The following is a 14109-nucleotide window of genomic DNA, read 5'->3' as shown; positions in this document are numbered from 1 at the left end:
GTGGCTTAACTTTATGAGTCATAATTTTAACTACGGCGACGCCAACCTAGCAGCCCTAGAAGTGCCAGCGCCCAGAATGAAGTGCTACCACCTGAGTCACCAAACGAAACCCCTGACGATTGAGAAAGCACATTAATATTCACAACCGCTGCCGCTGTAGAGCCTTTTTCATCCATAATGCTGTAAGTTAACATTACAGATTGCCCTGTACCTGATGGCGCTGAGTAACGGATTTTCCCATTTTCAATTACTGCGCTGCCTCCACCACTCGTGATGGTCACTGATTTAATTGTCAAATCATGACCTTCAGCGTCAGTGTCATTTGCAAGAACATCAATGACAACCTCCTCACCAGCAGTCACTGTTACGCTATCTGTGTTCGCTTCTGGTGACGCATTTTGCACCTCGACACTCACTTGGGATGTCGATGTTAAGCCGCTCGGATCGGTAACAGTCAGCTGGAATATCAATACATCACCTTGTTTACTGCCCTGTGGGATCGCAAAGCTGGCTTCTGCGGTATTGGCATTTTCAATGGTTGTCGCTAGGCCATTAATTTGCTCCCACAAATATTCCAGATCGTCACCATCTGGATCAGAGCTCCCCGCAGCAGATAGCGTTACCTTTCCGCTGTTTTCTAGATCCCCTGTATCTGCGCTCGCATCCGCTAATGGTTCATCATTGTCTCCCGTTACTGTCACCACTACCTCTACCGTGTTTGAGGTGATGCTGCCATCTGAAGAGACAAGACGATATTTGAAACGCTCTTCACCTACAAAGTTCTTCTTCGGCGAGTAGACATCACCTTGAACACTGCCATAAGTTGGATGCTCAGCAATAACGACATTAAATAAGTACCCTTGAGCAATGTCGTCGTTGGCCATCAAAGACAGCGAATAGTCAGTGTTTTTTGCCGTCTCAAATGCATCAGGCTTTGCCGTCACTACACTAGCAACATCTAAATCCAGCAGAGCCACAAATGGAATTGTCGAAAAGGCGGTATTGATTAAGCCTTCAGTCGACTTATCTGCACTTTTACCAACCCACAATGGTCGCTCGCTTTGCAGAATATCCGAGTGAAGTGCACCGAAATTCACACTGCCTTCATAAGTGCCTCCTTCTATCTCAACCAATAGAACATGTTCACCCGCAGGTAACTTAGTAGGCTGAGAGAACAGCACTCGATTAGGAGGCTGCACACTGCCTTGTTGGAGTAACTCCGCGTTTGCATCATCAAACGTCATGGTGGAAAACACTTCGTTAACTGAACTGTAGCGCCAAACTTTGTAACTAACGGCGCCACCTTTACTCGTAGGCACAGCAAATAATTGAAGGCCATCTAACTCAGTTGGGTTAGCCAAGTTCATTTTAAGTGCGAGCGCATTGTCTTGAGTCGGGAAAACGTAGCCACGGTTAAGGTTGTTCAACCAAGCAAATTTGTTTGGCTCGTCAGGACGACTCATCACGAAGCTAGCAGAAGACGATGTGCTTGTGATTCCAGTAACAGAAACATTGGTATCAAAGCCAGCAATTGCGCTCAAGCTAGGATTAGTGTTATCACCAATTGAAGTGTTACCTTGCGGGTACAAATCGTTTTCATCAGCGTAGGAGCCTTGCTCAAGCTCTTTTAAGCCATCAGCCTGCATGATCTGAACTTGCATTTCACCAACATCATTAAAGGCATTGCGAATATTCACAGAGCTAACGAGAACACCTTCTCCTTGAAGCGCTCTGTCATAATCTGTCAGCGTGCGGTTCTCTACGTATAAACGAGGCCCCATTTCTTTTAGGTATGAATCCAGATAAACCACACTTGATTCACCATTTGGCACTACAATATTGGTATTCGCGTCTAAAGAAACCGATGGATTAGTAAAACCAGCAGCATGCTTACTCCAAGCACTCATGTTGACCGGGGTCTCACCAGCATAGTTATCGCCTGGCTTTTTCCCCCAAGAGCCACCAGCCATCACTCCCCACATACCAATAGAACCATCATGGTGATATGAGTAAAGATCCGGCAGACCAAGCATTAAGTGGCCGAGTTCATGAACAATCACCCCCATGGTCGATTGATGCGTGGTTTGGTAATCACCAAAGACACAATATTCCGTGATATTTTTACCATCAACTTTCACCGTGCTGTGGCTACCTTTGTGCGGCCATATCGCGGGACGGTCTAAATAACCCGTTGAGCGGTCACCTCCAGCAAACACAAATATTACAGAGAGTTCATCGGGATCAAGCTGACCATCTCCATTACGGTCATACGCTGCAAAATCAACAGAGTCCTCAATACGCCCGTATGCTTCAGCAATAACAGAGTCAATTTTAGTCGAACAGCTCAAATCCGTGCTTGTATGACAGTTTGGCTGCTTTTGATTAACAAAAACGTTAATAATGCCATCGTTTGTTGTCCCAACACTCTCTCTAGCAGGCACCACTTGGTATTTACCACCAGAGTTTTTGTCATAGAAGTCCACAACGCTTTGACCAGACTGACCAAACACAAGGGAAGAAAAATCGTGCTCCATTTTTTGGTCAGTAAATGAAACTTGTACGACCAAAAGCGGCTGCTCAAAATTAGACGAAGCGCTCATGGCTTGAATTCCATAACTTCGCTTTAGAATATTATGCCGAGCTTTCGGAGATATCGCTTGCATCGATTCAAGCGGTGCTTTGTAGAGCAGATCTGGTCGTTCTAGTGAAACACTTGGTGCGGCTTGGTTGGAAAGCTTCTTGACGCCCGTCGATTCTAGTTTAGGAATGTTTCCATCTTGGGTAATCTTGGCAAAAAACCAATCTTTGTCTTGCTTAACAAGTGCATTACCCTGCTTGTCCTCATACCAGTGAAAATCGGCTGAACCTCTTAAGATGACCTCACTCTCGCTTCCATCATCTAACTGCACGGTATGCCAAATTGGCGCAGGAGGCGTTGTCGCAAGTACCGTCGAGGCGGTTAACATTCCGATTACGGATAAGGCTATTGTTTTTATTTTCAAAATTCTGCTCCATCTGACGTTTCGCGCTTGGGCACGCGATCCTCATGCATAAATATAAGAACAAGTTCATGCATCAATTAATCAAATGAATAGTAACCAATTATTTATAAAGTTAAATACCTTTCAAATACATTGACTATTTTTTGAGTGTCACTACACGTTCGCTATAAGAAAGCGAGAGACATCATGGTGACATTCTCTCGCTTGTTCACAGTGCGTTACTGGCTCTCTCAACCTAACCAGTTAAGACATTGTCTTCTGGGTACTTGATCAACGTTGGTTCAGGACGCGCTAGCATATACGCCAACGTCAAAGGTCCAATACGTCCGATGATCATCACCACAATCATGATGTATTTACCCGGCTCAGACAGTTCTGCCGTCAGACCCGCAGTCAAGCCTACAGTTGCAAAAGCTGAGATGGTTTCAAACATCACCTTATCAAAGGCCGCTTTCTCAGTGATCATCAGTAAGAACATCGCGGTCGTTAAGATTGCGCCGCTGACAACAATGATCGCCAACGATTTAGTTACCGTCTGCCAGTTCACAGTGCGTTTGAAGATCACCACATGTTTCTTCTGACGCAAGAATGCCCATGTTGCCATGAATGCCACAGCAAAGGTCGATACCTTAATACCACCACCCGTTGAAGTAGAACCCGCACCGATAAGCATCAATACAATCATTACCAGTAACGCTGGTTGAGTGAACTGCGCCAAATCGACACTGTTGAAACCCGCAGTACGCGCACTGGCTGATTGGAAGAAGGCGGCGAGCCACTGCCCTGCCATAGGTAAAAATTCCATCGTATTTGGATTATGTCTTTCCAACAGCCAAAACAGGATGGTACCTACTGCGAGCAATACAGGAGTTGCTATCAGCATGATTTTGGTGTGTAAATGCAAAAAGTGAAAACCTCGACGCCAATGCAGCCAGAGGTCACCGATCACGGTGAAACCTAATCCCCCGAAGATGAACAAGCCCGCCAGCGTGAAGACCACCACAGGATCATTCACAAAGCTCATCATGCTATCGGAGAAAAGCGCGAAACCGGCATTATTGAAGGCTGAGATGGAATGGAACAACGCATAGAACATGCCCGTTTGCCAGCCCATTTCAGGTACCCAACGGAACGAAAGGAAAATAAAACCAATCGTCTCTGCAATCAGCGCGAAGATAACGATTTTCTTCACCAATTTACGCAAATTCACTTGGCGGTCTTGGCCCAATGCATCTTTCGCTAACGCTTGTTGGCGCAAGCTCAAACGTACGCCAAACATATAGAGCAAGACGGCAGAAAGTGTCATCTGACCTAAACCACCAATTTGCATTAAGAACATCAACAGAGTTTTGCCTGCCAATGTGAAGTGTTGCCCTGTATCAACCACACCAAGGCCAGTCACACTGATAGCAGAAGTCGCGGTGAACAATGCATCGGTAATCGAAAGTCCCGTCACCGAAAAGATCGGCAACGTAAGCAAAATAGCAGAAGGTAATAGCACACCGAGAAAGCTCAGCAATATGATGCGCGGTTCACCACCTTTCGCTTTATCTCGTTTGCCATCTGGGACGTAGAAAACGCCTCTCTGATGAAACTGCGTCATAGTGATTTCAACTTGCTCGCAAGTTTGTCTTGAGGCCCCACCACAATGATAAGGTCGCCGATTTCTAGTGTGGTATTCAGTTCTGGTGCTTTGGTAATCTCAGGCCCGCGTTTGAAGCCCAGCACTTGCACGCCTTCCACTTTACACAAAGCGAGTTCACCCAGCGTTTTACCCATCCAGCACGAACCAATCACAAACTCTGTCATCGCCAGACCGCTACCTAATGGGTGGAATTCTAGAACGCGTTTATCGAGCATCTTACGTGCAACACGAATACCCATATCGCGCTCAGGCATGATGATGTGGTCTGCACCGATTTTTTGCAGCACTCGGGCTTGGAAGCGATCGTTCGCTTTTACCCAAACCGATTTCACACCCGCCTCTTTTGCGATCAGCGTTGCGAGGATGCTGGCATTCACATCGGCACCAATGGCGATCATGACCATGTCATAATCGTCGAGTTTTAATTCAGCTACTGTATCTTCTTGAGTACAGTTCGCCACGATGGCTTGGCTAACAAATCCTGCCGCTTCTTTCACACGGTCTTCATTAACGTCTACCGCCAAAACTTGTGAACCGGAATCCTGCAGTTCTTTACAAACGGCTAAGCCAAAACGACCCAAGCCAATTACAGCAAATTGCTTATCACCAGTTTTCATTCGTGCCTCATTTATGCGTTGAATAGCAGGCGCAAAAGTCTGCGCCTATTCCTCATCATCTGCAAACAAGACGACAAAAAATTGACAGAACCCTAACTCAAACCTTCGCGTACGATCTGTGTAAAGCGTAAGACACATCTCTCAAGTTTTCCTGATTATTGGCAATTAAATCAAAAGAATAGCCACGGACTTCACACTTCACTTATCGACTAATTTATCGATGCATTTTTTTGACAAATGATTTGCATCACTTGCTTATCCACACCAAAAATTATTTCGTGTTCTTTGCTTTTTATATGCATAAAAACTGACATTACTGATCTATTAATCAGCAAATTAGCCATTTAATCTGAGTTTTGTTATAGTGCGCGCCGAAAAATTAGTTTGTACTCTAAGTAGTTTGAGAGGGATGATGTCTACAACTAAGGATAAGTACAGTATCGAGAATACTGACTATACGGTCGGCCAAGACAACGTACAAAAATGGGGATTTGATGTTCACAACCCTGTTTTTGGTACTAGCGCGGGTCTGATCATCGTTTTTTTAATCGCACTTCTTTTAGTCGATCCTGCCACAGCAAAAGCCGCTCTTGATGGCGTCAAATGGCAGATCATCGGTTCTTTTGATGATCTCTTCATGTGGGCTGGCAATATCTTTCTGCTCTTCTGTATCGGCCTTGTTTTTTCTCCTTTTGGTAAGATCCGTATTGGCGGTGAAGATGCCAAACCTGAGCACTCGAACATCTCGTGGATTGCGATGTTGTTTGCCGCGGGCATGGGTATCGGTTTGATGTTTTGGGGCGTCGCAGAACCCGTAGCCTACTTCACTGGTTGGTATGAAACGCCACTTGATGTAACGCCATTTACCGAAGAAGCCAAACAAGTCGCGTTAGGCGCAACCATGTTCCACTGGGGTCTACACCCTTGGGCAATTTACGCAGTAGTTGCACTTTCTATGGCCTTCTTCGCCTTTAACAAAGGTTTGCCGCTGTCTATTCGCTCTGTGTTCTACCCTATTTTAGGCGATCGCACTTGGGGTTGGTTTGGTCACGTGATCGATGTGTTGGCCGTACTGGCAACCTTGTTTGGTCTCGCGACTTCTCTTGGTCTGGGTGCACAGCAAGCAGCAAGTGGCTTAGGTCATGTATTTGGTATCGAAAGTGGCTTGGGTATGCAGTTGGCGGTCATTGCCTTCGTAACCACTCTGGCAATTTTCTCTGTTGTGCGCGGTATTGATGGCGGCGTGAAAGTGTTGAGTAACATCAACCTAACCGTCGCATTTGCTCTACTAGTGTTCGTAATTCTGGCTGGCCTTGCCGCTGCGTTGAGCACAATCCCAACCACACTGATGGGATACGTAGAAAACATTCTCCCACTGAGCAACCCTTATGGTCGTGAAGACGAAGCTTGGATGCACGGCTGGACGGTATTTTACTGGGCGTGGTGGATTTCATGGTCACCATGTGTCGGTATGTTTATTGCGCGCGTCTCTAAAGGTCGTACCGTACGCGAGTTCATTACCGCAGTTATCTTGATTCCAACCACTATTACTTTGATTTGGATGTCAGCATTTGGCGGAATCGCGATTGAGCAAGTCATGAATAAAATCGGTGAGCTGGGCACAAACGGCCTAACGGACATTACGCTGTCTCTGTTCTACGCATACGAAGCGATGCCAATGAGCACTGTGCTATCGGTTATCTCTATCGTTTTGATCATGGTGTTCTTTATCACGTCTTCAGATTCTGCATCACTGGTTGTTGATAGCATTACCGCTGGCGGTAAAGTAGATGCGCCCGTTCCACAACGTATTTTCTGGGCGAGCGTAGAAGGTGCAATTGCAGCGGTTCTACTTTGGATTGGCGGGACAGAAGCAATTCAAGCCCTGCAAGCAGGTACGATTTCAACTGGCTTACCTTTTACCATCATCCTGTTAGTGATGTGTGTGAGCTTGGTGATGGGCATGCGCACTGAGCCTCAATATGTTCAGCAACGTTTAGCCAAAGCTAAGGCGAGCTAATCTGAACTGCACTAAATACTAAAGCGAAAAACAAAGAAGCCGCATTCAAATGCGGCTTCCTTTTATTCAAGTTTATACGCTTGGGTTCAAGCGTAATTACTTCGCGTTGCGCTTATCACCGTTGTCACGACGAGGTCGCTGATCTTGCGGTTTACGCTTGTTCTTCGGCACGTAGTTCAAGATAGAAATCGGCACTGGTTTTCTTGGTGCAAAACCTTCAATTTCTACACGCTCTAGCAAATGGCCAAGACGGCTTTCAATCATGCACAGGTTTTTGAAGTCATCTTTCGATACCAAAGAGATCGCTTCACCCTGCGCACCAGCACGACCAGTACGACCAATGCGGTGTACGTATTCATCTGCTGGGAACGGCAAATCGTAGTTGATCACCACTGGCAAGTTGTCGATATCGATACCGCGTGCCGCAACACCCGTTGCAACCAAGTATTGAATTTCACCCGCTTTAAACTGTTCAATCAGCTCTTGGCGAACGCGTTGATTACGCCCACTATGAAACGCTTCTGCCACAATGCCGCGCTTCTCTAACTGAGTAACCAGCTTCGCTGCGCCGTGCTTGGTTTCGATGAATACTAATACTTGTGACCAGTCGTTCTCGTTCAGCATGTGGCTTAATAGTGAAGACTTCATGTCTTTATCGACTGTAGTGATCCACTGCTTGATGTTTGATTTCGATGCACTGTGTTTCGCGATCGAAATTTCTTCAGGATCGACAATCGCGTTCTTCGCCAAATCACGCACTGGGTTAGATAGCGTCGCAGAGAACAACAAGCTTTGAATGTCTTCTGGCATGCAATCGACGATCTTATCGATTGAATCGATGAAGCCCATATCCAACATTTTGTCGGCTTCGTCCAGAACCAGCATTTCTACTTCATCAAAATGGATCGCGCGTTGGCCGTATAGGTCAATCAAACGTCCCGGCGTGCTCACCACAATGTCGACACCTTCGATCAACGCTTGTTTCTGCGGTGCGTAATCCACACCACCAAACATCGCCATAGAACGAAGTGACAGGTTCTTGCTGTAGGCCTCAATGCTTTGGTGAACTTGAAGAGCAAGCTCACGGGTTGGCGTTAGGATGATCGCACGTGCACGCTTTTTACGTTGCGTTTCACCTTGGCTCAGTTTTTCTAAGATTGGCAATACAAAGCTGGCAGTTTTACCCGTACCGGTTTGTGCTGCGGCAATCAGGTTGCTACCACGCAGAACAATTGGAATGGCTTTTTGTTGGATAGAAGTCGGTTTTTCATAACCCAGCGCCTTCACAGCATCTGTGATAGGAGCGCTTAAACCAAGCTTAGAAAATGGCATAGAAACGTCTCAACGAAGAAATGGGCGCGTAGTGTATCAGAATCCGCCCTAAGTAACAGAATCAATCATCGCGTAGGCAAAAGCAGGTTCGATAATCAAATTCTATCCTTTTCATTACGTATTTCATTGTTACAGCGTGATGAATTATTCGCCACTTCACGTTTCTCTCCTGCAAAGCTCGTTATGCTGCTAGCGTGTGCATCACTGGAAAACTTCATGGACATTTTATTACTGGTTGGATTAATCGCTCTCAATGGCGTGTTTGCCATGTCTGAGATTGCGTTAGTCACCGCCAAAAGCGGCCGACTGAAAAAGTTTGCCGAACACAGCGCTTCTGCCCGCCTCGCTCTACAACTGAAAAATAATCCCACGCAATTCCTCTCTACTATCCAAATCGGCATCACAGTGATCGGTATCCTTAGCGGTATCTTTGGTGAAGCTACGCTTTCGGTTCCGTTTAAACACTGGCTCGTGACTCAAGGTATTGAGCGCGAAGTTGCCACTGTACTCGCAACCGCGATTGTCGTTGTCGTCATCACCTACTTCGCCATTGTGATAGGCGAATTGGTCCCAAAACGCTTTGCTCAGAACAATGCCGAGCGCATTGCCGTTATCGTTGCCTACCCTATTCATTGGTTAGCCAAACTGACCACGCCGTTTGTTCTATTGCTGACCTTATCGACCGATGCTTTACTCAAGCTATTGCGTCAGAACAACACAGGGGAAGTCGTCACAGAGGAAGACATTTTTGCCGTGATGAGCGAAGGGTCTGAATGCGGCGCTATCGAACCGCAAGAACAACTGATGATTCGCAATTTACTGCACCTTAATGATCGCCTTGCGCTTTCGCTGATGACGCCTCGCTGCGATATGCATTACCTCGACCTCGATTTACCCCTTGAAGAAACGCTTAGAAACTTGCGCCAAACGCAGCATTCCGTTTGGCCAGTGTGTAAAGGCGGGCTGGATAACATCATAGGTACGATTTCTTCCAAGGTCTTGTTGGATGAATATGACGAGCTGTCGATTTCTCGCTTGGCCAAGTTGCTCAAACGTTCACGCTTTGTACCAGAGTCTATGAAAGGCTTACCGCTGCTCAATTACATGCAGCAAACCAGTACAGAAATGGTCTTCATTGTCGATGAGTATGGAGATGTGCAAGGCTTAGTGACTCACCACGATTTACTCAAATCCATCGCCGGTGAATTAGGTATGGCTCCTCAGCATGTCTGGGCGAAAAAGCAAAAAGATGACAGTTGGTTGATGGATGCGCTTATCCCGCTTAACGAGCTGAAATACAAGCTTGAGCTCAATACCATTGAAGGAGAAGAGAGCGAAGGTTTTCAAACCTTAAACGGCTTTTTGACGTGGTTAATTGGTCGTGTACCCACTCAAGGAGAAATCATGACATATCAATACTGGCGGTTTGAAATTCTGCACGTAAAAAGCAATCGTATTATGCAAGTTAAAGTGACAAAAGTGAAAGAATAGGCTTAAAAACTCATTGTGACTTACAGTAAATATTATGAGGTCGTAGAGATTAGATAAAGAATGCGATCTCATAATTATAAATGTACTTATTATCCAGCTGGGCATCAAAAATATTTCCCTCCCTTACTTTGCTTTTTATCTGTTAGTAGTTATCTACTCCTCCTACTTATCTACTAATAATCACCACTCCCATTTCAAACACTCAAAAATTTATTTGTAGCAATACGAAATTTTACAAATATAATAACGTTCTATAATTATGGCCACTTCTGGCTAAATAAGAATTAACTAAAATAAAGACGGACCTTATTTAATTTAAAAAAATAACCATAAGAATAGATATCGATCCAAAAGGAATTGAATTAATGGTCGCAGAGCCTTAACGATAGCTATCACTATACAAAGGCGTTTTATGGAACAAACGACCATAACTTTAACTGCGCTTGCATTTCCCGGGGGGCCGGCCACTTCAATTACTGGGCCAATTGAAGTGTTGACTACAGCAGCCTACCTTGCAGGGGTCACTCCCCCTGAAATTAATATCGTAACCCAGGACAATAATCCTGTTGTTGCACATGGAGGAATAACTCTCACTCCTACAGCAAAAATAGAGAGCATTAAAAGTACGGATATCTTACTGATAGGATCTTTGGGAGAACCTGATAGCGAGCTGACTGCCTGTTCAGAGAAAGCGCTTAAGTGGTTAGAGGATTTTGCAGATACAGATATCCCCATTATTTCTATTAGTACAGGATCATTTGCGTTAGCTAAAGCTAATTTACTTTCTAAGCGAAATGCAACAACACACTGGCGTTACGCTAACCTATTTCGAGATATGTATCCCGATACAAAATTGCGTGTTGAGAGAAAAGTGACCTGTGACGGAAATTATTATTGTACCTCATGCACCAACGGCTACAATGACGTCATGATGCTCGTCGTGGAGCAATTATTTGGTTTATCTGTACGTGATAGATGCCAGCAGCATATTTTTGGCAATACCGATAAAGTGCAGCAACAATCATTGGCAAAATTTCTCCCATATCGTCAGCACAGTGATGCTCTTATTCATCAGTTGCAGGACTGGATGCATAATCATCATAGCTTACAGTTTTCTGTATTTGAGTTAAGTGAACGTATTCATTTGAGCGAAAGACAAATGAAACGCAGATTTAAACTGGCAACGGGACAGACACCGATACAGTATATTCAACAGATTCGTCTTTCAGCAGCGAAAGATAAATTAGAAACGACCAAACAGACTGTCGAGGAAATTTCTAGAGTCGTTGGATATGAAGATGTGCGTTACTTTAGAGAGTTGTTTAAGAAGTTTGTGGATATGACTCCGCTAGAATATCGCAAAAGGTATCAACATTAAGTTTGACTTATAGCAATATCAAGAATGGCGGGACATCCCGCCATTCTTGGTTGTTTAGCTTAGTTATTAAGGTTTGACCGCTAGTAATCCCATCGTTGGATTCATAACATTCATTCCTGCTAAAGCTAGCCCACCAGAGAGTGATTTAGTTCCTCTCTTCGAAGCCGCTTTCTTCGCTTGCTTTAGAAGCCTCTCTTGCGATTGATTAAAGCGCGCTTGATTATCAATATCAACAGCGGCTTGAGTAATGTCCTCAGGGCTCATATTGATAGCATCATTGACGCCAAGCGTTTCTAGGTACTTATCCATCACATTTCTATCAGGACTAGCGATACGATCATGCATCGTGGTGACTTCATCCTTCGTAGACATGTTGGTAAAAGTTGGAATACGCCAGATCTCTTCCGCTAAGACTCGGTAGTCCGCTTCTATCATGTTCAACGACGACATGATGCTCTCTTCACAACGACTCAATGCAACCTGGTTAACGTTTCTGTTGTATTTAATGCCCGTTCTACGTTTAGTCTGCTTCGAACGTAGGTGCTTACCAAACGAATCCCACAGCAGCACTTTGAGTAGCATCGGGTTAACCATAGTTCCAAACTCTACGTTGGTTCCTACCCCCATCGTTGCACCTGCACCCGCTTTAAATGTGAAGTCTCCAGAGCCTTTAACAATGGCTTCCAAAGCAGCGGATGCGCCCAAGCCAACTGACGCAGAACCAGTCACACTACCAGACAACATATTCATGCCGCGAGCTTTCAGGGTAAAAGTGCTTGTTCCACTAGCCTTAGCACCAACAAAGGCACTTGCACCAATTTTAGTTTTAATGACTTCATCACCGGCAAAGATATTGGCACTGTTTAGTGTGCTGGTAAATTGCACTTTAGCGGTCGCACCAACAAATAGCTCACCTTCACTCTTTAGGGCCATAAACTCGGCCACAGAAAGCTCGTGAGAGACCGTTAGCTTCATACCCATTTGAGCAGCAAGTACCGCATCTATTTCTAAATCAATACCCGGTATCAGTTGCATTGCAGCAAACGATCCGTCGTCCGCTTCCTCTTTTTTATTAGTCTCCCAAGCTTTACCTGGTGACTTATCTAGAGTGAACTTCGTACTGGTCTTCTTACCTGCTTCCTCTCCAAGCTTCTTCTCGCGGAAACCAGCAGCACCACCTTGTCCAAATTTAGCATGAGCACTAAATTTGCTGCTCTCACGGGCACCAATTTCAGCGGATGCTTTGATTTGGTTTTTCATTTTTCCGAAGTCCCAAGTTTTTTCAAACTCGACTTTTGCTTCGGCAAATAGTGCTTGTGAGGCTTCAAATGTCAGTGAACCGTCTTCAAGGTTTACTTTGCCCTCAACAGAGCGGGTATTTCCTTTTTGGAACAGATCATTGATAGCAGGCCAAAGTTCAGCATTGCATTTTGCATGATTAAAGTAAGCATCTCGCAAAGCATTAACTTGCGCATCAAGAATTTCCACCTTGGCTTGGCCAAGCTCACCGGATGCTAAGATACTGCTATGAGAACGCTTCAAAACTTCATGCTTGTTATGCAGCATTTGGAAGAAAGTACGGTTAATCAGTTTCGAACGGACAGATTCCGTTGGTGAACGGTGTGGTTGAATCACCTTAACGACACTACCAAACTTTTTCGTCACTCGTTCTACAAAAAACTGCCATACTGGATGCTTAGTCACTGCGCTAGCTTCGTAGGCGCTACTGTTGTTTCCCGACTGGCGATACAATTCCGCCTCAACCTCAGAATAGATAACATCTATCGCTTTTTCTAAATAAGGTAAGGCTCTGTTCGAGTGCCTTCTCCCGCATGCGAGAGACAGTTTTTTCAACCATTGCTCAATTTCTATCGCGCATCCTAAGTTAGGGATTAATTTTCCATCCGTCCCTTTGATTGATGACACATCGAAGTCGAGATTGGCCGCAGCAAGCTGTTTTTTATTCATTAGCTTTCCTTCTATCTAAATCTCAAGGCTCAGGGCTTTTCGCCACTGGATAAGCGTTGAGTTTATTGAGTAGTCATGCGCACATGGCATGACCTGATCGATGATTTTAATCAGTGAAAACCAGTCGTCCCCCGTTTCGACCAGACCTTCCCCACCCTTTTGATTTGGCGAAGCAAACATAGGCGTTGCTTGCCACTCGGAGAGTGCTTCCCGAGAAGTTCCAGTCCGACAACTGGCACCGAAATCGATCAATCGAATATGTTGTAATTGAGGCACATAAAGCAGGTTAGATGGCTTGATATCGCCATGTACCCACCCCTTGCTATGACAGTGTTTGATCGCCTGAACCACACTAGGCAAAAGCGAAGCAAATAACGCTAGATCCTTAGGCTCAAACTCAATCAGCGGTATCGCACTTTGATCAAAGTCCAGCGTTAGCTGCAATTTGCTCCAGTCGACATCCACTACTTTTTGTATTTGAGCACCCTGACACTCTTGCAAAGCAACCCATTCTCTTTGCAGGCTCTCTGCCGAATCAAAATGCTTAGTGTAGTGGGTCAAGTCGTTACTGATTTCGTGCACACGGGAGTGAGTCGCCAAAACTTGGCAACACACTCGTTCCTGCGGTTCAATCACTGCTTTCAACATCGACAACC

At 45.2% G+C, this 14109-nt stretch carries 9 protein-coding genes; 3 read left to right on the top strand and 6 right to left on the bottom strand.

Going from position 1 to position 14109, the window contains the following annotated elements:
- Positions 1 to 26 precede the first annotated feature (26 nt).
- The 3 genes from KIV41_RS16855 to KIV41_RS16845 all read right to left on the bottom strand — a co-directional run bounded on the left by KIV41_RS16855 (position 27) and on the right by KIV41_RS16845 (position 5264).
- Positions 27 to 3002 (bottom strand): M6 family metalloprotease domain-containing protein, encoded by a 2976-nt coding sequence (locus KIV41_RS16855; protein WP_285337055.1) that lies wholly within the window; start codon positions 3000 to 3002, stop codon positions 27 to 29.
- 235 nt (positions 3003 to 3237) lie between these two features.
- Positions 3238 to 4605 carry a TrkH family potassium uptake protein gene (locus tag KIV41_RS16850; protein WP_285337054.1) on the bottom strand — a complete coding sequence of 456 codons (1368 nt, stop codon included), beginning with the start codon at positions 4603 to 4605 and terminating at the stop codon, positions 3238 to 3240.
- Entirely contained in the window at positions 4602 to 5264 is a 663-nt protein-coding gene (locus KIV41_RS16845) for a TrkA family potassium uptake protein (RefSeq protein ID WP_285337053.1), read from the bottom strand. The genes KIV41_RS16850 and KIV41_RS16845 overlap by 4 nt, the downstream gene beginning before the upstream one ends.
- 412 nt (positions 5265 to 5676) lie before the next feature.
- On the opposite strand from KIV41_RS16845, the gene KIV41_RS16840 reads away from it, so the two are divergent.
- Positions 5677 to 7284, top strand: coding sequence for a BCCT family transporter (locus tag KIV41_RS16840; protein ID WP_285337065.1), 1608 nt, complete (start codon positions 5677 to 5679; stop codon positions 7282 to 7284).
- Positions 7285 to 7380: 96 nt separating this feature from the next.
- Here KIV41_RS16840 and KIV41_RS16835 read toward each other — a convergent pair whose 3' ends face one another.
- Complete coding sequence (locus KIV41_RS16835; RefSeq protein WP_285337052.1) at positions 7381 to 8616, bottom strand: DEAD/DEAH box helicase; 1236 nt, start codon at positions 8614 to 8616, stop codon at positions 7381 to 7383.
- 183 nt (positions 8617 to 8799) lie between these two features.
- Here KIV41_RS16835 and KIV41_RS16830 point away from each other — a divergent pair, with 183 nt between their 5' ends.
- On the top strand, positions 8800 to 10107 hold the full coding sequence (locus KIV41_RS16830) for a hemolysin family protein (RefSeq protein WP_252042103.1): 1308 nt from the start codon (positions 8800 to 8802) through the stop codon (positions 10105 to 10107).
- Between the two features lie 412 nt (positions 10108 to 10519).
- Entirely contained in the window at positions 10520 to 11485 is a 966-nt protein-coding gene (locus KIV41_RS16825; RefSeq protein ID WP_171357967.1) for a GlxA family transcriptional regulator, read from the top strand.
- A gap of 66 nt (positions 11486 to 11551) precedes the next feature.
- On the opposite strand, the gene KIV41_RS16820 is transcribed toward KIV41_RS16825, so the two are convergent.
- Positions 11552 to 13453 carry a hypothetical protein gene (locus KIV41_RS16820; RefSeq protein ID WP_045392854.1) on the bottom strand — a complete coding sequence of 634 codons (1902 nt, stop codon included), beginning with the start codon at positions 13451 to 13453 and terminating at the stop codon, positions 11552 to 11554.
- Positions 13454 to 13468: 15 nt separating this feature from the next.
- The gene (locus KIV41_RS16815; RefSeq protein ID WP_197697129.1) at positions 13469 to 14101 is read right to left on the bottom strand and encodes a protein kinase; all 633 of its coding nucleotides are present in this window, start codon (positions 14099 to 14101) and stop codon (positions 13469 to 13471) included.
- Between the last annotated feature and the right edge of the window lie 8 nt (positions 14102 to 14109).

The sequence above is a fragment of the Vibrio sp. D401a genome (assembly GCF_030248515.1).
Taxonomy (GTDB): Bacteria; Pseudomonadota; Gammaproteobacteria; order Enterobacterales; family Vibrionaceae; genus Vibrio; species Vibrio rotiferianus.
The sequence above is the reverse complement of the archived record's forward strand: the minus strand, read 5'-3'. Positions and strand labels throughout refer to the sequence as shown.